General features: G+C 66.9%; 20 protein-coding genes. 11 read left to right on the top strand and 9 right to left on the bottom strand.

The genetic code is table 11. The features are described 5' to 3' along the window. Positions 1 to 77: 77 nt before the first annotated feature. Positions 78 to 719, bottom strand: a complete 642-nt coding sequence (gene metW, locus HPT29_RS02795) for a methionine biosynthesis protein MetW (RefSeq protein ID WP_173948157.1) — start codon at positions 717 to 719, stop codon at positions 78 to 80. Continuing rightward, positions 716 to 1,888 carry a homoserine O-acetyltransferase MetX gene (gene metX / locus HPT29_RS02800; protein ID WP_432807273.1) on the bottom strand — a complete coding sequence of 391 codons (1,173 nt, stop codon included), beginning with the start codon at positions 1,886 to 1,888 and terminating at the stop codon, positions 716 to 718. Before metX ends, metW begins: the two co-directional genes overlap by 4 nt. A gap of 877 nt (positions 1,889 to 2,765) precedes the next feature. Here metX and HPT29_RS02805 point away from each other — a divergent pair. From HPT29_RS02805 to HPT29_RS02815, 3 genes are read left to right on the top strand one after another with little or no spacing between them, the layout of a single operon-like run. Then, the gene (locus HPT29_RS02805; protein WP_173949878.1) at positions 2,766 to 3,605 is read left to right on the top strand and encodes a chorismate mutase; all 840 of its coding nucleotides are present in this window, start codon (positions 2,766 to 2,768) and stop codon (positions 3,603 to 3,605) included. A 57-nt stretch (positions 3,606 to 3,662) separates the two neighbouring features. Beyond that, complete coding sequence (hisC, locus tag HPT29_RS02810; protein ID WP_173949879.1) at positions 3,663 to 4,763, top strand: histidinol-phosphate transaminase; 1,101 nt, start codon at positions 3,663 to 3,665, stop codon at positions 4,761 to 4,763. Beyond that, on the top strand, positions 4,756 to 5,706 hold the full coding sequence (locus HPT29_RS02815) for a prephenate/arogenate dehydrogenase family protein (protein WP_173949880.1): 951 nt from the start codon (positions 4,756 to 4,758) through the stop codon (positions 5,704 to 5,706). Before hisC ends, HPT29_RS02815 begins: the two co-directional genes overlap by 8 nt. A gap of 37 nt (positions 5,707 to 5,743) precedes the next feature. Here the strand turns inward: HPT29_RS02815 and HPT29_RS02820 are convergent, their stop codons facing one another. Then, positions 5,744 to 6,796 carry a DUF2125 domain-containing protein gene (locus tag HPT29_RS02820; protein WP_173949881.1) on the bottom strand — a complete coding sequence of 351 codons (1,053 nt, stop codon included), beginning with the start codon at positions 6,794 to 6,796 and terminating at the stop codon, positions 5,744 to 5,746. A 72-nt stretch (positions 6,797 to 6,868) separates the two neighbouring features. Between HPT29_RS02820 and HPT29_RS02825 the strand changes: the two genes are divergently transcribed. Further along, complete coding sequence (locus HPT29_RS02825; RefSeq protein ID WP_247654529.1) at positions 6,869 to 7,405, top strand: gamma-glutamylcyclotransferase; 537 nt, start codon at positions 6,869 to 6,871, stop codon at positions 7,403 to 7,405. On the opposite strand, the gene HPT29_RS02830 is transcribed toward HPT29_RS02825, so the two are convergent. The 5 genes from HPT29_RS02830 to ftsE form a co-directional block, all read right to left on the bottom strand. Then, positions 7,393 to 7,791: a hypothetical protein gene (locus HPT29_RS02830; RefSeq protein ID WP_259060439.1), complete on the bottom strand. Its 399-nt coding sequence runs from the start codon at positions 7,789 to 7,791 to the stop codon at positions 7,393 to 7,395. The two genes, HPT29_RS02825 and HPT29_RS02830, sit on opposite strands and share 13 nt — an antisense overlap. A 243-nt stretch (positions 7,792 to 8,034) precedes the next feature. Continuing rightward, positions 8,035 to 8,802: a lysophospholipid acyltransferase family protein gene (locus HPT29_RS02835; protein ID WP_173949884.1), complete on the bottom strand. Its 768-nt coding sequence runs from the start codon at positions 8,800 to 8,802 to the stop codon at positions 8,035 to 8,037. Positions 8,803 to 8,876: 74 nt separating this feature from the next. After that, positions 8,877 to 9,581, bottom strand: coding sequence for a YdcF family protein (locus HPT29_RS02840; protein ID WP_247654531.1), 705 nt, complete (start codon positions 9,579 to 9,581; stop codon positions 8,877 to 8,879). Between the two features lie 144 nt (positions 9,582 to 9,725). After that, positions 9,726 to 10,700, bottom strand: coding sequence for a cell division protein FtsX (locus HPT29_RS02845; protein ID WP_173949886.1), 975 nt, complete (start codon positions 10,698 to 10,700; stop codon positions 9,726 to 9,728). Positions 10,701 to 10,705: 5 nt separating this feature from the next. Then, on the bottom strand, positions 10,706 to 11,374 hold the full coding sequence (gene ftsE / locus HPT29_RS02850) for a cell division ATP-binding protein FtsE (protein WP_173950210.1): 669 nt from the start codon (positions 11,372 to 11,374) through the stop codon (positions 10,706 to 10,708). A 373-nt stretch (positions 11,375 to 11,747) separates the two neighbouring features. On the opposite strand from ftsE, the gene hpt reads away from it, so the two are divergent. Further along, a complete protein-coding gene (gene hpt, locus HPT29_RS02855; protein WP_173949887.1) occupies positions 11,748 to 12,317 on the top strand; it encodes a hypoxanthine phosphoribosyltransferase in 570 nt (189 codons plus the stop codon). Here the strand turns inward: hpt and HPT29_RS02860 are convergent, their stop codons facing one another. Beyond that, positions 12,318 to 12,827 carry a TspO/MBR family protein gene (locus HPT29_RS02860; protein ID WP_173949888.1) on the bottom strand — a complete coding sequence of 170 codons (510 nt, stop codon included), beginning with the start codon at positions 12,825 to 12,827 and terminating at the stop codon, positions 12,318 to 12,320. Between the two features lie 73 nt (positions 12,828 to 12,900). On the opposite strand from HPT29_RS02860, the gene HPT29_RS02865 reads away from it, so the two are divergent. From HPT29_RS02865 to HPT29_RS02890, 6 genes are all read left to right on the top strand, one after another. Beyond that, the gene (locus tag HPT29_RS02865; protein ID WP_173949889.1) at positions 12,901 to 14,052 is read left to right on the top strand and encodes a trans-sulfuration enzyme family protein; all 1,152 of its coding nucleotides are present in this window, start codon (positions 12,901 to 12,903) and stop codon (positions 14,050 to 14,052) included. A gap of 179 nt (positions 14,053 to 14,231) precedes the next feature. Beyond that, a complete protein-coding gene (locus HPT29_RS02870; RefSeq protein WP_173949890.1) occupies positions 14,232 to 16,175 on the top strand; it encodes a bifunctional 2',3'-cyclic-nucleotide 2'-phosphodiesterase/3'-nucleotidase in 1,944 nt (647 codons plus the stop codon). A 396-nt stretch (positions 16,176 to 16,571) separates the two neighbouring features. Continuing rightward, positions 16,572 to 17,240, top strand: coding sequence for a hypothetical protein (locus HPT29_RS02875; RefSeq protein WP_173949891.1), 669 nt, complete (start codon positions 16,572 to 16,574; stop codon positions 17,238 to 17,240). 209 nt (positions 17,241 to 17,449) lie between these two features. Further along, complete coding sequence (locus HPT29_RS02880; RefSeq protein ID WP_173949892.1) at positions 17,450 to 17,674, top strand: hypothetical protein; 225 nt, start codon at positions 17,450 to 17,452, stop codon at positions 17,672 to 17,674. Positions 17,675 to 17,862: 188 nt separating this feature from the next. Continuing rightward, positions 17,863 to 18,084, top strand: coding sequence for a hypothetical protein (locus HPT29_RS02885; RefSeq protein ID WP_173949893.1), 222 nt, complete (start codon positions 17,863 to 17,865; stop codon positions 18,082 to 18,084). Positions 18,085 to 18,227: 143 nt separating this feature from the next. Next, entirely contained in the window at positions 18,228 to 18,383 is a 156-nt protein-coding gene (locus HPT29_RS02890) for a hypothetical protein (RefSeq protein ID WP_173949894.1), read from the top strand. Positions 18,384 to 18,386: the final 3 nt, after the last annotated feature.

Genomic DNA, 18,386 nt, shown 5'->3' on the forward strand with positions numbered 1-18,386 from the left:
GACTGAAGCGCCCCGGTCTTCTCTTCGGGATGGCCGGCACGAGGCCGGCCATGACGTGGGGTGTCGTCGTTGGAGCTTCACCGCCTCTTCAGCAGGAACACGCCCTGGTCGCCGAGCAGGTTCCACGCCCACCAGGGCAGGGTCACCCGGATCGGCTGGCCGCCCGCGTTGAGGGCCACGGCCTTCTCCATCTGGGCACCGACCTCCCGGCACAGTTCCACGAAGTCCCGGATGGTGCAGAAATGGATGTTGGGGGTGTCGTACCAGGAATAGGGCAGGTTCTCGGTCATGGGCATCCGGCCGCGGAATCCCAGATCGAAGCGCACGCGCCAATGGCCGAAATTCGGGAAGGACACGATGGCCCGGCGGCCGATGCGCAGGAGATGCTCCAGCACCACCCGGGGCTGCCGCGTGGCCTGGATGGTCTGCGAGAGGATCACGTAGTCGAAGGCATCGTCCGGGTAATCGGCGAGGTCGGTGTCGGCATCGCCCTGGATCACCGGCAGGCCCTTGGCCAGGCACGCATTCACGCCCTCGCGGGAGATCTCGATGCCGCGCCCGTCGACCCCCCGGCGGTCGCGCAGGATCCCCAGGAGCGAGCCGTCGCCGCAGCCGATGTCGAGCACGCGCGAGCCCGGCTCGACCATGTCGGCCACCAGAAGGAAGTCGAGCCGGTGGCCGGTCTCGAGGTCGGTCGCCGGAAGGCTCGAGACGGTCATGCGATCCCCCGCACCCGGGCGGCCGCGTCGATGAAGCCGCGGACCGCGGCGAACATCTCGGGCTCCTCGAGCAGGAAGGCATCGTGGCCCTTGTCGCTCTCCACCTCGACGAAGCCGACGGAGGCCGCCGCGGCGTTCAGGGCGTGGACGATGGCCCGCGAGTCGGAGGTGGGGAACAGCCAGTCGGACGTGAAGGAGATCAGGCAGAAGCGCGTGGCCGAGCCCTTGAAGGCCTTGGCCAGGGAGCCGCCATGCTCCGCCGCGATGTCGAAGTAATCCATCGCCCGGGTGACGTAGAGATAGGAATTGGCGTCGAAGCGCTCGACGAAGGAGATGCCCTGGTAGCGCAGGTAGCTCTCGATCTGGAAATCCGCGTCGAAGGAGAAGGTCGGGGCGGCGCGGTCCTGGAAGTTGCGGCCGAACTTCCGGTGCAGGGCCATCTCGGACAGATAGGTGATGTGCGCGCCCATCCGGGCCACGGCGAGGCCCTTCGAGGGCCGCGTGCCTTCGATCAGGTAGCGCCCGCCGCGCCATTCCGGATCAGCCATCACGGCTTGGCGGCCGACCTCGTGGAAGGCGATGTTCTGGGCGGAATGGCGGGCCGCCGTCGCGATGGGAAGGGCGGCGAAGACCCGGGTGGAATAGCTCGCGGCCCATTGCAGCACCTGCATGCCGCCCATGGAGCCGCCGACGACGCAGAACAGGCTCTCGATGCCGAGCTTGTCGATCAGCGCCGCCTGGGCGCGCACCATGTCCCGGATGGTCACGACCGGAAAGTCGAGCGCGTAGGGCCGGCCCGCCGCCGGGTCGGTCGAGGCGGGGCCCGTGGTGCCCATGCAGCCGCCGATCACGTTGGCGCAGATCACGAAGAAGCGGTTCGTGTCCACGGGCTTGCCGGGCCCGACCATGGTGAGCCACCAGCCGGGCTTGCCCGTCACCGGATTGTCGTTCGCCACGTGCTGATCGCCGGTCAGCGCATGGCAGATCAGCACGGCGTTCGATTTGTCCGCGTTGAGGGTGCCGTAGGTCTGATAGGCGATCTGCCACGGCGCGAGCGCTATCCCTGCATCCATCATCAGGGGCTCGTGTGCGCCAAACCGCATGACCAGGCTCGACGGGTCGTCGACCTGGCTTCGCGGTTCGGAGGACAGGGGAGCAAATGACATCATAAAACGGAAGGGTTCGTTCTTTCGAACAATCGGTACTGCGGAGCGGCTGCCGCGTCAACGAACTTGACGCCTCGTCCGCCCGCGCAGACGATGCCCTGGGCTCTGAGGCCGCTGCCCGTCCCGACCACCCTCCGCCCGTGCTGGCACCCTCCGCCTGTCCTGACATCCTCGACGTCATGGCCGGGCTTGTCCCGGCCATCCCCGCCGTGCCTTTCTGATCGGGATCACCGGCACAAGGCCGGTGATGACGTGGGAGTGGTGGACAGGTGTAGGTGCGATGATGTTCCATCTTTGTTCTTGACAGGCGGGGCAAGCTAAGCTATATCGTTGGGCAGATCGGTTCCGACGAGGGGCGCGCTCGCGAGGCGTCGCAAGTGTGGGAGCCGGCACGGTCCTGCGACAGGCTTCGCACCCCTGGGCGCGCAGGAGGCCGACCTTGGGCTCTGCCCAGCTGGTCCGCCTGAAAAGAACCGTGCGCGACGAGCAGCTTGGCTCTCGCTTATCACCTCAGACATCGAGCCGGGCTGCCACTCGCGCCACCCTCGATCATCCTGAAGGCTCGCAGCGCAAGCTGCGGGCCCACAGGTGCTGCTCTTTGACATCACCACAGATCACAAACCCGTCTATCCGACCCTGCCCCGTCATGGCCGGCCCTGTGCCGGCCATCCCGATCCGGAAGAGCGCCGCACCTCAAACAAGCGGGATCACCGGGACAAGCCCGGTGATGACGACCGAGGGTGGCAGGGAGGCCAAGACCCGCCATCTTAATCTGATAGGCGCAATGCCCCACAGCGGCGGAAGCAGCGGCACAAGTCCGGTGATGACAAGGGGGCACAAAGCCGTCAAAGAAGGGCGGCGACCCTTAAGGATCCCGACCATGCCGACCGAGATGCCCGCCCCGTCCCTCGCCGAGCTGCGCCAGGAGATCGACCGCATCGACGAGGCGATGCACCGGCTGCTCATGGAGCGCGGCACCATCATCGACCGGCTGATCGCGTCCAAGAAGGCCTCGGCGACGGGCCTTGCGTCGGCCTTCCGTCCCGGCCGAGAGGCCTCGATGATGAAGGCCCTGGCCGAACGCCACCAGGGGCTGCTGCCGCTCGACACGGTGGAGAGCATCTGGCGGGTGATCATCGGCACCTTCACCTATGTCCAGTCCAGCTACACGGTCCATGCGGACATCTCGGGCGGGGACGCCCCCATGCGCGATTCCGCACGGTTCCATTTCGGCTTCACGGTGCCCTACGCGACCCATCCGAGCGCCGCCGCGGTGATCGAGGCGGTTGCGGCATCCGGCGGCGATCTCGGCATCTTCCGGCTCGACCAGGGGGCGACGAGCGGCGCCTGGTGGCGCACGCTCGCCGACCGGCGCCGTCCGAAAATCATTGCGCGCCTGCCCTTCATCGAGCGGCCCGACCATCCGGCCGGCACCCCGGTCTTCGTCATCTCGAAGCCCCTGACCGATGCGGCCGTGCGCGACGTGGTGCTCTACGCGGCCCAGTTCGAGCGCTGGCACAGGGGCGCCAACGAGGCCCTGATCGCGCTCGGCGGCGAGGTGGTGGCGAGCGCGGCCGACACCAACGGCTTGTCGGAGCTCATCGCGGTGCCCGGTGCCGTCGAACCCGCGCAGCTGCGCCAGGCCCTGACCAAGGCCGGCGCGAGCCTCGCCCAGCTCGCCGAGATCGGCAGCCATGCCGAACGTTTCCACGTGAAATGAAATTCGACCTGCGCTAGAGCCTGTCTCACCCACCGACCGCGAGGAAGTGAAGTCACGATGCCCGTCCGTCCCCAACCCCGCCCCGGCGTCATGCAGATCGACGCCTACGTGCCCGGCAAGAGCAAGGCCGCAGGGGTTGCCAAGGTCCATAAGCTCTCCTCGAACGAGACCCCGCTCGGCCCGTCGCCCAAGGCCATGGAGGCGATCCGGACCTTCGAACACCTCGAGCTCTATCCGGACGGGGCGTCGACCCGGCTGCGGGAGGCGATCGCCGCCCGGTACGGGCTCGATCCGAACCGGATCATCTGCGGGGCGGGCTCGGACGAGCTGCTCGCGCTCATCACCCATGCCTATGTGGGGCCCGGCGACGAGGGCATCTTCACGGAGCACGGCTTCCTGGTCTACCGGATCGCCATCCTGGCCGCCGGCGGCACGCCCGTGGTGGCGCCGGAGACGAATCTGCGCACGGACGTGGACGCGATCCTCGCAAGGGTGACGGAGAAGACCAAGATCGTCTTCCTGGCCAATCCCAACAACCCGACCGGCACCTACATCCCGTTCGACGAGGTCAAGCGCCTGCACGCGGGACTGCCGCCGCACGTGGTGCTGGTGCTCGACGCGGCCTATGCGGAATATGTCCGGCGCAACGATTACGAATCCGGCCTCGAGCTCGTCGCCACGTCCGACAACGTGGTGATGACGCGCACCTTCTCGAAGATTTACGGCCTCGCCAACCTGCGCCTCGGCTGGATGGTGGCGCCCGCCCATATCGCCGACGCGGTCAACCGCATCCGCGGCCCCTTCAACGTCAGCGGCCCCGCCATGGCGGCCGGCATCGCGGCGATCCAGGACGAGGCGCATGTCGCGACGGCCGTCGAGCACAACGAGCGCTGGCTCGCCTGGCTTACCCGGGAGATCGAGGCCCTGGGCCTGAAGGTCACGCCGAGCGTCGGCAACTTCCTGCTGATCCATTTTCCGCAGGAGGAGGGCCGGACCGCGAAGGATGCCGACGCTTTTCTCTCCGGTCGCGGCCTGATCCTGCGCCGGATCGACGCCTATGGCCTGCCCCATGCCCTGCGCCTGACCGTGGGCAGCGAGGAGGCGAACGGTCTCGTGGTGGCGGCGCTGCGCGATTTTCTGGGTGGCCACCATGCCTGAGCGACTCGGCCCGCCCCGTCAAACGCCCCTCTTCGAGCGCGTCGCCCTCGTGGGCCTCGGGCTGATCGGCTCGTCGATCGCCCGCGCGGCCCGGCATCTCAATCTGGCGCGCACGATCGTCGCGGTCGATGCGAGCGAGGCCGTGGTCGAGCGCGTCCGGGAGCTCGGGATCGCCGACGAGGCGACCGCCGATGCGGCGGCGGGCGTGCGCGATGCGGATCTCGTGATCCTGTGCGTGCCGGTCGGGGTCTGCGGCCAGGTTGCCGAGGTCATGAAGCCGGGCCTGAAGCCCGGCAGCATCGTGTCGGACGTGGGCTCCGTGAAGGGCTCCGTGATCGCGCAGGTGCAGCCGCATCTGCCGGGCGGCGTGTCCTTCGTTCCGGCGCATCCGGTGGCCGGCACGGAGCATTCCGGCCCCGATGCCGGCTTTGCCACGCTCTTCCACAACCGCTGGTGCATTCTCACGCCCCCGGAGGGGACCGACGAGACGGCCGTTGGGCGCGTGCGCGCCTTCTGGGAGGCCATGGGGTCCAACGTGGAAGTCATGACGGCGCAGCACCATGATTTGGTTCTCGCCATCACCAGCCACGTGCCGCACCTGATCGCCTACAACATCGTCGGCACGGCGGCGGATCTCGAGACCGTCACGCAGGGCGAGGTGATCAAGTTCTCGGCCGGCGGCTTCCGCGACTTCACGCGCATCGCGGCGTCAGACCCGACCATGTGGCGCGACGTCTTCCTGCACAACCGGGAAGCCGTGCTGGAGATGCTGGGCCGCCTCAACGAGGATATCGCGCTGCTCGCCCGCGCCATCCGGTGGGGCGAGGGCGACAAGCTCTTCGACCTCTTCACCCGCACCCGCGCCATCCGCCGCGGCATCATCTCGTCCGGCCAGGAAACGCCGGAGCCGGATTTTGGCCGCCGGCGCGAGGACAAGAGTTAGTTCGTTCTCCGCCCGGCCGTGACGGGGCGGGAGCGCATCAATACAGCGGCTGCAGCCTGACGTTCGGGATCACGAAGGGGCCCATGGCCAGGAAGCCGTTCTCGAGCCGCAGGGGCGGCAGGGAGGCGAGCTGGGGCTTGGCATTGGGCTGCGCGGCGTTGGCCCGGGGCCCCTGGCCCAGCAGCATGCCGAGAAGGTTGCCGCCGACGCGCCCGCCGGTCAGGTTGCCGAGAAGCCCGTCGAGGCCCGCCGCCGCGACCGTGAGCTGGCCGGCCGGCCGGTGCTGCTCGTCCAGGCGCAGCTCGCCCTTGGTCTCGATCTGGCGCGGGCCCTTGGCGGCCGAGAGCATCAGGATGTCGAGCTTTCCGCCGGCGTTGCGCCAGAGCTCCAGCTCCTCGGCGATGGTGCCGCCCTTGAAGCCGTCCGCCTGGGTCACGGTGACGTCCGCGTTCAGGTTGGTGGCCTCGGGGCCGCCCACGAGAGCATCGAGGATCGGGATCCGCGCCTCCGTGACCGAGGCCGCGACATCGCCCGCGAGCTCCGCGCGCCGGGAGGGATTCGGGCGCACGTGAAGCTCCAGGTGCTTGCCCGATCCGGCGATCTCGCCGGCGCCGAGGCCCGTGACCGTCACCTGAGGGGCGTTGGCGGCGAGCGACAGGCGCTGCAGGCCCGTCTGGGACGCGTTGATGCTGGCCTGCAGCAGATCCCAGCGGCCGTTGACCGTCACCGTGCCGTCCGTCACCCGCAGCGGGCCGGCGACCTCCAGGATGATCCGGCGGGGCTGGTAGACCTGCGCGACCGCCTCGGTGCGCCCGAACGAGGCCGAGACGGCGCCCCGCTTCAGATCGAGGGTATCGCAGATGATTTCGATGCGGAATGGGTAGCCGGCGATGGTGCGGTCGCCGCAGGTCCATTGCCGCCCGCTGCGCGCCTCGGCGGCGATCCAGCCGTCGAGCGCGTCCGCGGTGCGTCCGCGGATCACGAACCAGGCGACGCTCCAGGCGATGGCGACGAGCAGCAGCAGAACGAAGGGCGTGTAGAGCCAGAACCGGCTGCGGCGAACATTCCCCGTCGGGGCGGCCTGATCCATGCGTCATCTCCTGTTGTGCTGGTGTGTGGTTACTGGTAGCGCCGGATGCAGGCAAGCGTCGGGCGGGGTGACATGAAGGAGCTCACGGAGGATTTATGGGTTTTCGGCTACGGCTCGCTCATGTGGCGGCCGGGCTTCCCTCATCTCGAGCGGGTCCACGCCCATCTCTACGGCTACCATCGGTCGCTCTGCGTCTTCTCCCATGTTCACCGCGGCACGCCGGAGCATCCGGGCCTCGTCCTGGGGCTCGACCGGGGCGGGCGCTGCCACGGGGTGGCGTTCCGCGTCGCGCCGGAGGAGGCCGAGGCCACGATCCGGTACCTGCGCGAGCGCGAGCAGGTGACCTCGGTCTATCGCGAAAGGCATCTGCCCGTCAGGCTGGCCGATGCGCGCCGGGTTCGCGCGCTAGCCTACGTGGTCGACCGCAATCACGGCCAATATGCGGGCCGGCTGTCCGATGAGGAGGTCTTGCGGCTCGTGCGCCAGGGACAGGGCATTTCCGGACGCAATCCCGATTACGTCCGCTCCACCTATGACCACCTGATCGGCATGCACGTGGTCGACCCGCTGCTGCACCGAATCGTGGACGCGCTCGATCAGCAGTCCTGAGTCTCGTTCTCGCGCAGGTCCTCGAAGATCGCGCGGCGGTCGTCCTCGGTGGCTGCGAGGCGATGGATGTGGAGTTCGGTGGCGCCCCGCTCGCGGACCTTGGCGAGCCATCGTATCCGGGGCTGCTCGCTCGGATCGGACGCGGCCATCGCGGCATCGACCACGATGCCAATGCCCGCGGAGTCCCGCTTCACGGCAAGGATCACCGCGTCGGTGACGTCGAGAAGCTCCGTCTCGTTCAGCGGATGCACGCCGACGATGTAGCGGCGTCCCGAACGGCCGCGCCAGGAACTCAGAGTGGAAGAGGAGCGAAGCCCTGCGGTCGCCCGTAGCCGTTCCTCGCGCACGCCAGCCCTCCGCATTCGGTCGTTGCGGAGATCCCGCATGGCCGCATTCCAGGATATGGTTCGTTTGTTCGCCATATGTTCTTATATGTAAGAACGGACGCGTGAGTCGTCAAGATTGCTGAAAGCTTGGCTGAGCTTGGGTTTGCGCGATTTTGTGCGCTTTCGCACCCCTCTGTCGGCAGCGGTCCCGTGCCGGGGATCTCAGAGACGAACAATGCCATGAATCGAAGGGCGCAAGGGCCTGGTCCCGAACTCGCAAAAGGCTGCTCCGCAGCGGCCTCGTCAGACCTTCGACAGCGATGCCTCGGAGGCGGATGCGGGACCGAGGCCGAGTTCCTTGCGGCCTTCTTCCAGGAGCCGGTTCGACGACGTCTCGATCCGCTCCTGCACGAGCCTGAAGAACTCCTCCCGGGGCAGCCCGGGGGCGATCGGATCCTGAACCTCGATCCGCACCGTCCCGGGGCGGCGGATGAACTGGCGGCGCGGCCAATAGAGGCCCGAGTTCATGCCGATCGGAACGCAGGGAAAGCCGAGATTCTGGTAGAGATGGGCCACGCCGTACTTGTAGGCCGGAGGAGCGCCCGGCGGGCGGCGGGTGCCCTCGGGAAAGATGATGATCTGGCGGCCGTGCTGGGCCTCGTCCTTGGCGCGCGCGGTCATCTGGACCAGGGCGAGCGAGCCGGCCTTGCGGTTGACCGGCACGCAGCGCGCCTTTGCCAGATACCAGCCGAAGAAGGGGATCCACATCAGCTCGCGCTTGAGGATGTAGGTCGGGTCGTCGAGGATCGTCACCAGGGCGAAGGTCTCGAGGAACGACTGGTGCTTGGCCGCCACCAGGGCGCCGCCCGGCGGGATCTTCTCGCGGCCCGTGATCACGACCCGGGTTCCGGCGATCACGCGCAGAAGCCAGATCGAGGTCCGCCCCCACATCTTGACCAGTTCCATGAACATGCGGCGGGGCACCAGGACGCCCGGGATCAGGATGATCAGCCACAGGACCAGGTTGGCGTAGAAGGCGACGTTGAACAGCAGGGAGCGGACGATCAGCATGGCTTCTTGGAAAACGAAAAGCGGAGCATGGTGCTCCGCGGGCCGCGCACCATAGAGGGTTTTTCGTCGGGGCTCTAGCGCCAGAGCGGCTCAGCGAGCATCTGCGCCTTGATGGGGGCTCCGCCGCTGATGATTCTCGCCACCGAGGAGCGCTCCGGATCGCCCTCGAACCGGGTCCGGACCCAGACGGCCAGGAACTTCAGGTATTCGGTGAAGATCACCCGGGCCACGGACGGATTGTGCCACCACTCGTGCGGATCGATGGTGGCCGCGACCGGATAGGGGATCTTCTGGCGGTTCGGCAGGGCGTGGTCGAGCTCCACGAGGGTGCGCGGCATATGGTAGTTCGACGTTACCACGATGATGGCGTCGAACCCGTTCGCTTCGGCCCAGCGCCGGGTCTCGATGGCGTTGCCGATGGTGTTCCGGGCCCGGTAGTCGAGGTCCACGCAGCAGTCGAACAGCCGCCGCTGGCCCGGGTTGAGGCGGGCGATCTGGTCGCGGCTGGTGTTCTCGTTGACGCCGGAGATCAGGAGCCGCTTGGCATAGCCCTTGGCGAGCAGGTCGATGGCATCGCCGATCCGCTGCGCGCCGCCCGTCATGGCGACGATCCCGTCGGCCCGCGTCTCGGGGGGCTGCTCGAACCGGTCGAGGTGATAGACGAATCCGAGGAACCCGAGGAAGCCGGCGACCAGGACCGCGATGCAGCTCCAGAACCCGAAGGCGAGCAGGCGGTTCACCGGTGAGCGTCGGACAGGATGCTTAGCCGTTGGCGACATGGTCCAGCCCCAGCCCAAGGCATCTGTGGACTCCATGGCGCCCGGCGCACTCCAACTCTGCGTTCGCGAGGTCATCCTGGACGACATTAACGGAGATTGCGGCAATGGAGAGGCAACCCCTTCGGTTTGGGTCAACTGTCACCATCAACCATTTTCATTAAGAAAACGTCTCACCGTCAAGCGCGAGACGATGCCCGTGATGAGGGCGACGAGCAGCGCGATGAGGACCACCACCGCGTAGCCGCTCCAGCTGATGGTAAAGGCGCCGAAGAGCGCTTCGAGCTGGTCGCCCGTGGGGCTGGCCCGCCACGAGCGGGTCACGAAGCCCAGGGTCAGGGTGAGGACCAGGGCCGCCGCCGCCCCGATGGCGCTGCCCCGCAACCCCAGGCGGAAGAAGCGGCGCTGGAACTCCCTGGCGATGAAGTCGTCGTTCGCGCCCACGAAATGGAGCACCTCCACGACCTCCCGGTTGCCCGCCATGGCGCCCCTCGTGGCGAAGATCACGGCAAGGCCCGCGGCCACCAGCACCAGGGCGACGAGAAAGACCCCGACGCCGATGATCGTGTTGGCCATGGTCGAGAGCCGGGACACCCAGAGGGCATGATCGTCCAGGGACGCGCCGGGCACCTCCCGCTGCAGGGATTGCCGCAAGGGTCCGAAATCGGGCTTCGCGTCCTGCTTGATCTTGATCACGATCAGGCGCGGAACCGGCAGATCCTTGAAGTCGAGGCCGGTTCCGAGCCACGGCTCGAGAAGGCGCTCCGATTCCTCCTTCGAGAAGGCCTGGGCCTGCTCCACGCCCGGCGCCTGGCGGGCGAGCGCCACGGCGCGGTCCACGTCCTGGTCGATCGCGCGTTGCGGATTCGGGCGGATCTGGATCGTGACCTCCCGGGCGATCTCCGAGCGCCATTGGGCGGAGGAGGCCGAGACCAGTTCGGCGCCGCCGGCGCAGAGCGCGGCGAGAAAGGTCAGGATGGCGATGACGGCGGCGAGCGCCTGCCCGCCGGCCGAGTCCACTGGGACGAGTGGGGCGTTCCGGCTCAAGGATGCGGGCAGAGACCGCTTCTGCCCGTCGGGCGCGGCTGCCTTCCTCGGGCGGGGTTGGGACGCGGCGCTCATCCGCTTCACTCGTCGATATGCAGCTGGCCGTCGCCGAGCACGAGGCGGCGCACGTCGAGCTGATCCATGAGGCTGAAGTCGTGGGTCGCGATAACCACCGAGGTTCCGAGCCGGTTGAGCTCGATGAACAGGCGCAGCAGGCGTCGGGCGAGCGACGGATCCACGTTGCCGGTCGGCTCGTCGGCGAGCAGCAGGTCGGGGCGCACGATCAGCGCGCGGGCGATGGCGGCGCGCTGCTTCTCGCCGCCCGACAGCACCGGCGGCAGCATGTGCATCCGGTCGCCCAGGCCCACCCAGCGCAGGAGTTCCACGACCTCCGCCCGGTAGCTCGATTCCTCCTTGCCCTGCACCCGCAGCGGCAGCGCCACGTTCTCGTAGGTGGTCAGGTGGTCGAGGAGGCGGAAATCCTGGAACACCACGCCCATCCGGCGACGCAACGACGTCAGTTCGTCCTTGGAGATCCGCGAGACGTCCTCGCCGAACAGGGAGATCAGACCGCGGGTCGGCTTCACCGACATCAGGATGAGCCGAAGCAGGGTCGTCTTGCCGGCGCCCGACGGGCCGGTGAGGAACTGGAAGGAGTTCGGCTCGATGGAGAAGGTCAGGTCGCGCAGGACCTCGGGCCCCATGCCGTAGCGCACGCCCACATTCTCGAAATGCACGGCCGCCACCATGCTCTCATCGTCGTCCTCGTGGTGAAACGCCCTCACGCGTGCTCTAGCCATCCTTGGAGGTTGCCGGTTCTTGTGGCGGACGAAGGCCGCGATTCGCCTTCTTATCGCCCCTGTATGGTTAGCAAGCCATAAACTTGCGGGCCCTGGACGCAAAGCGAGGGTTTCGCGGGACATTGCCGCAGGAGGGAAGGGGGATCGTGCTTCAAGAAGCCCCTCCCGCGTCACCACCTGCCCTGTGCCGGCGATCCCGGACAGGACAGCAAAACCCGCCCGTCACCCGCGAAAACCATGGAGTCCGTTTGACATCCCGGGCCAAGCATGGTCGTGAAGGGGAAAGCACTAGGGCCTCCCATTCTTTGCTGGATTGATGACGATGAGCACTGCCCCCCGCATCCGGGTTCTCTTCGACGAAGACACGATCGCCAAGCGCAACGAGGCGCTGGCCCAGGAGATCGCGGCCGCCAAGCCGCAGAACCTGCTCGTCGTTGCCGTGCTCAAGGGCAGCTTCATGTTCGCCGCCGACCTGATCCGTGCCCTGCACCGCTCCGGTCTCGCCCCGCAGGTCGAGTTCGTGCACCTGTCGAGCTATCTCGACGGCACCGTCTCAACCGGCAACGTGACGATCCTGCGGGACGTGGAGAGCGACGTGCGCGGCCGCGACGTGCTGCTCGTGGACGACATCCTCGAGTCGGGCCGGACGGTGACCTTCGCCAAGGACCTGCTGATGGCCCGCGGCGCCAAGAGCGTGAAGACCGCGGTGCTCCTGGAGAAGCCCGGCAAACGCGCCGTGCAGATCCACCCGGATTACGTGGGCTTCACCTGCCCGGACGTGTTCGTCGTCGGCTACGGCATGGACGTGGCCCATTCCTACCGCCAGCTCCCCTTCGTGGGCGTGGTCGACCACCTCGACAAGAGCCCCGACCTGTTCGACAAGCCGGAATGATCAGCCGTTGAGCCGCCAGATCGTCCCGTTGAGCAGGGTCGCATAGGCCACCCAGGCGAGATAGGGCAGGAGGAGGAGGCCGGCCGTGCGGTCGAGCCTCCAGAAAGCGCGGATCGTCGCCAGGATCGCCACGATCAGGGCCGCGATGACCACGAGGCCCGCGAGCGGGCTCTTGCTGCCGAAGAACGCGAAGGACCAAAGCCCGTTCAAGGTCAGCTGCACGAAGAACGCCACGATGGCCGCCCCGCGGCCGGGCCGGTTCTCCGGAAGGCTGAGGATGCGCCAGAGCGCATAGGCCATCAGGGCGTAGAGCAGGGTCCAGGCGACCGGGAAGGCCCAGTTCGGCGGCGTGAAGCCGGGCTTCTGCAGGGCCGCATACCAGCCCGGGATGTTCGGCTGCGTGATGAGGCTTGCCGAGACCGCCACGGCGACCACCGGCAGCACGCTCACCAGGAAGCGCGGCAGCCGCGGCATTGCATGGCTGCCCGGCGCAGTTTGGTCTGTATGCATGCTCGAATTCCCTCTATGAGGTGCGCATCATTGTCCCTGTGACGCAACCTGTCACGCTTGCGGAGGTTCCCTCATGTCGCCATCGCGTTCCCCATGGTCGAAGCGCAGCCTGACCGCTCAGGCCATGGGCCATGTGGATCCGATCACGAAAGCGATCGTGCCGCCGATCCACGTGACGACCACCTATATCCGCGACGAGGACAACGCCTACTCCTCCGGGTTCGTCTACGGCCGGCCGGACAATGCCACGGTCCGGGAGGCGGAAGAGGTTCTGGCCATGCTGGAAGAGGCCGAGGCCGGCGCCCTGCTGTTCTCCTCCGGCATGGCGGCCGCCACCGCCGTGTTCCAGGCGCTCGATCCCGGCGATCACATCGTGGCCTCCAAGGTCATGTACTGGGCGCTGCGCAGCTGGCTGACGACGGAGGCCGTGCGCTGGGGCCTCAAGGTCGATTTCGTCGAGACGGACAACCTCGATGCCCTGCAGCAAGCCGTGAAGCCCGGCGAGACCAAGCTGGTCTGGATCGAGACGCCCTCGAACCCGCTCTGGACCATCACCGACATCGCGGCCGCCGCCGCGATCGCCCATGCGGCCGGGGCCCGACTCGCGGTCGATTCGACTACGGCCTCGCCGTATCATACCAGGCCGCTGACGCTCGGCGCCGACATCGTCATGCATGCGGCCACCAAGGTGCTGAACGGCCATTCCGACGTGGTGGCCGGCGTGCTCGCGGGCGCCAAGGCCGACGCTTTCTGGGCGCGGGTCGCGTCGGTCCGCAAGATGCAGGGCGCTATCCTCGGGCCGTTCGAGGCCTACCTCCTGATGCGCGGCATGCGCACGCTCCACGTCCGGGCGGCCGCCCAGGCGCGGAGCGCGCTCGACCTGGCGCAGCGGTTCTCAGGCCACCCGAAGGTTGCCCGCGTGCTCTATCCCGGCCTGCCGCAGCATCCGGGCCACGACATCGCGGCCCGGCAGATGGAGAACGGCTTCGGCTACATGCTGTCGATCCAGGTCTCGGACGGGGAGGCCGCGGCGATCCGCACGGCCGCCCGCGTGGGCCTGTGGAAGCGCGCGACGTCGCTGGGCGGCGTCGAGAGCCTGATCGAGCACCGCGCCTCCATCGAAGGTCCCGGCACCCCGTGCCCGCCGGACCTCCTGCGCCTCTCCACCGGCATCGAGGACGTGGAGGATCTGTATCGGGATCTCGATACGGCTCTGCGGGGCTGACGGTCCTCCCGCGTCATGGCCGGCACTAGCACGAGGCCGGGGCCACGGGGCCAGCGTCGGGCTGCCTTGTCCCCGTTCTTCGGCCCCGTTAGCCAGCTATCTTGATCCTGTCATAAAACCTGTGCTTCTCTCGGCTAGACGCGAATGCAATTCGCCAAAAGACACGCCAAGGGAAGACCATGACACAATCCATCACCCGCCGCCGCGTCCTCCAGACCGGCGTCGCCGCCGCCGCCGTTACCGGCATGCCCCGGTTCGCCTTCGCGGCCGGCCCGGTCGTGAAGCTCCGCGTCATGGAGACCACCGACCTCCACGTGAACATCTTCCCATACGACTATTATCGCGATGCCGCCGACGATACGGTGGGCCTGGTGCGCACCGCGACGCTCGTGAAAGGGGCCCGGGCCGAGGCCAAGAACAGCCTGCTGTTCGACAACGGCGACCTGATCCAGGGCTCGCCGCTGGGCGACTTCGTCGCCTATCGCCGCGGCATGAAGCCGGGCGACGTGCATCCCATGGTGGCCGCCATGAACGAGCTCAACTACGATTGCGGCACCCTGGGCAACCACGAGTTCAATTACGGCCTGGACTTCCTTCAGAATTCGCTCGGCGCCGCAAAATTCCCGCTGGTCTGCGCCAACGTCATCAAGGCGAACGGCGAGACCCTGCTCAAGCCCTGGCTCGTCCTCGATCGCGAATTCGTCGATGAAGCCGGCGCCAAGCAGACGCTCAAGGTCGGCGTGATCGGCTTCGTTCCGCCGCAGATCGTGCAGTGGGACAAGGCCAATCTCGACGGCGAGGCCACCACCATCGACATCGTCGATGCGGCCACCAAGTATGTGCCGGAACTCAAGAAGGCTGGCGCCGACATCGTCGTGGCGCTCTGCCATTCGGGCATCGCCGGCGGCGAGCGCAAGGGCGGCGAGGAGAATGCCGCGCTGCACCTCGCCAAGGTCGAGGGCATCGACGTGATCCTCACGGGTCATCAGCATTTCACGTTCCCGGGCGGCAAGGAATTCAACAACATTCCCGGCGTCGACGTGAAGGCCGGCACGCTCCACGGCAAGCCGGCCGTCATGGCCGGCTTCTGGGGCAGCCATCTCGGCCTTGTCGATCTCGAGCTCACCAAGGAGGGCGACGCCTGGAAGGTGGCGAATTTCCGCACCGAGGCGCGTCCCATCTACGACCGTGTCGACCGCAAGATCGTCGCGAAGGTCGATTCGGACGCGGCCATCATGGCGGCCGCCCAGGCCGGCCACGACGCGACCCTGAAATACGTGCGCGAGCCCGTCGGCACCACGGCGGTTCCGATCCACTCCTACTACTCGCTCGTGTCGGACGACGCCTCCGTGAAGCTCGTTGCCGAGGCGCAAGCCTGGTACGTGGCCGATCAGCTCAAGGCCTCGCCCTTCAAGGACCTGCCGATCCTCTCGGCGGCGGCGCCCTTCAAGGCCGGCGGCCGCGGCGGTCCCAACTACTTCACCGAGATCAAGCCCGGCCCGCTCGCCATCAAGGACATGGCGGACATCTACATCTACCCGAACACGATCCGCGTGGTGAAGGTCACGGGCGCGCAGGTGCGCGAATGGCTGGAGCGCTCGGCCGGCATCTACAACCAGATCGATCCGGCCAAGGGCGGCGAACAGGAGCTCATCAACCAAAAGTTCCCGGCCTACAATTTCGACGTGATCGCGGGCGTGCAGTACAAGATCGATCCGACTCAAGGATCGCGCTACGACGACAACGGCAAGGTCGTGAATGCCGATGCGCACCGCATCAAGGACCTGACCTATAACGGCAAGCCCGTGACGGACGATCAGCAGTTCCTCGTGGTGACCAACAACTATCGCGCCGGCGGCGGCGGCAACTTCCCCGGAGCGGACGGCACCACCATCGTGTTCGAGGCGCCGGACCTCACCCGCGACGCGATCATGCGCTACATCGTCGAGAAGAAGGAAGTGGCCCCGAAAGCCGACGGCTCCTGGTCGCTCGCGGCGCCCGCGGGCGTCACCGTGACCTTTACCACCGGTCCGAATGCCGCCAACTACCAGCCGGCCGGCATCAAGGTCGAGAAGATGGGCGACGCCCCGGAGGGTTTCGTGAAGTACCGCATCGTGAGCTGATCCTCACGCAAGCAGGATAGGGAGGCGGCCGGGCGCGAGCCCGGCCGTTCTGCTTTCAGGATCCTGCGGACAGTAAACCCATCACGTGGATGTGACCGGTCGTGCGTCATTGCAGGGATGGCCGGGAATAGAGGCATCGTCGCGCGTCATGTCACTGAACGCAAATCGCAATTCTCCCGGCTGATAGTGAGGATCCTCTGGCGTAAAATTCAACACATCCAGCGGTTGAGAGAACTTTAACGCAGCGTTAACCAGCGTCGTCGCGAATGCCTGTATCGCTCCTGTTCGATCCCCATTGCTGCACCGATTGTTTTGATGATTTTGCTGCTTCGCCGCTCGGTTTCGCTTCTTCCGTCTTTGCTCCTTCTGGCTTCTCCTCTCCTGGCATCGCCCGCGATGACGACGGTCGCCGTGGCCAACGAGGTCGAGATCTGGAGCGGGACCCTCACCTCGTCCTGGCTCGACGATCATCTGGCGGTCAAGCGTGCGACCCGGCCGCGCGCGCCGGCCCGGTTGAACCGCACGCAGGTCTGGGCCAGCGGCATCGCCCGCACCGACATGCAGGCCTTCCTGCCGACGGATGTCGATCGCGCGGTCGGGGCCAAGATGCAGCCGTTCCAGGGGTATAATTTTCTGGTCGGGACGGAACTGGTCCGTGGTGGCGGCGAGACGAGCCTCCTGTCGTCGAAGGCGAGCTGGGAGGCCTTCGTGAGGCGGGACTGGGAGCGCCTCGGCGTCACGGTCGGCGTGACGACGGCGGGCTTCCTCGACAGCGGGCAGAGTGCCTATTCGCAATCGCTGAGTGGCATCATGGACATTCCGCTCGATCTCTCCTTCCAGGCATGGAGCACCGAGCTGCGGCTCGCTCCCAGCATGAACCTGGACGGCGTCAGCGGAGACATCAGCACAGGCCTTGTGTCGGAACTCGTCGGTCGAACCCGGCTGACCTCGCCGGCCGACCGCTTCCGGTCGGACCTCCATGTCCGGGTCGGCTATGGGGTCGCGCCCAACACCCGGCCCGTCGCGTCAGCGACGCTCGAGCTGCGGATCGCGCCCAACCTCTGACGCCGGCAGCCGCCGCGGGGATCCCGGCTCCTTCCACCGCAGAACCCCGAGACCCGAACCTGACCTCTGGCGCATATCTTTACCGCCGAGGAGCAGGACGCCGTCCTCGGATGGCTTGAAAAAGCCCTCGAAGGGAAGAAATAGAACCGGGACTGCCAGCAGCGCCCGGGCTCCGGCCCGTTGATCAAGGCGCGTGATCGGAGAGAATTGTGGGACAGCTGACCTTCGACGGCCTCGGGCCCTACGACCTGCCCGACGCAACCCATGCCGATGCGCAAAAGGACGGCGATGGGTTCATGATCTCGTTTCGCCTGTGGAAGTCGGAGAAGGAATGGACCCTGGTCCGAATCCATGTGAGCGACAAGGAGGCCGAAAAGCTCGGCCGCCAGATCGGGGATGCCCGCGTCAGATCGGACGGATCGACCATCATCTAGATCTCATGGTCACCCTTGATCCCGCGTCCATGCGAGGCGTATGGCCAGGATGCTCTCCGAACCCGGCCGGGGACCTCTCAAAAGCCGCATTGTCGCTCTAGATGAGGAGAATCGGCAGCTCATCGTTCGGCTGCTGTTCTTTCAGGCGCAATCCTGCCCTCGAAGCCCATGTCATTTCGAGGTGTATCATGAAGACGCAACTGCAGCCGATCCGCGGCTATCGAGCGCTCGTCGTCGACCGGTCGACAGGGAACTTCGCAACGCATCATCTGCACAGCGATGATCACGATCTTGCCAATGAGTGGGCCCGTTGCCTGGCTCAATCGTGCCGGGTGGAGCTCTGGCATGATGCTCAGCTCGTCGGGTCCTTCCCTCCCATGGTGAGCCGCAGGACGGTGCGCCTCGGTTGAGGCGTCGGCCCTGGGGTGCGGCGTGTTCTTACAAATGACGTGTTGTCGCTATATGTTTGATGGATCAGCGGTTCCCTAGTCGGCCGCTGCCCTTTTGGGCGCATGAGGCGTCTCGGAGCTGTCCGGGCTTTGGAGAATGACGCATGCCAGTCGATCTGCCGCCGAACAAGAAGCCCCCTCTCTCCGCCGAGGCCACGTTCAGCCTGCTGCTGGACCGGTCCTTGAACTGGCTTGCGGTGGTTGTGGTGATTGCCCTGCTGCTGTGGGCCTATGAACTGGGTCTGATGCCGCTGATCTAGGCA

Source organism: Microvirga terrae (genome assembly GCF_013307435.2).
Lineage (GTDB): Bacteria > Pseudomonadota > Alphaproteobacteria > Rhizobiales > Beijerinckiaceae > Microvirga > Microvirga terrae.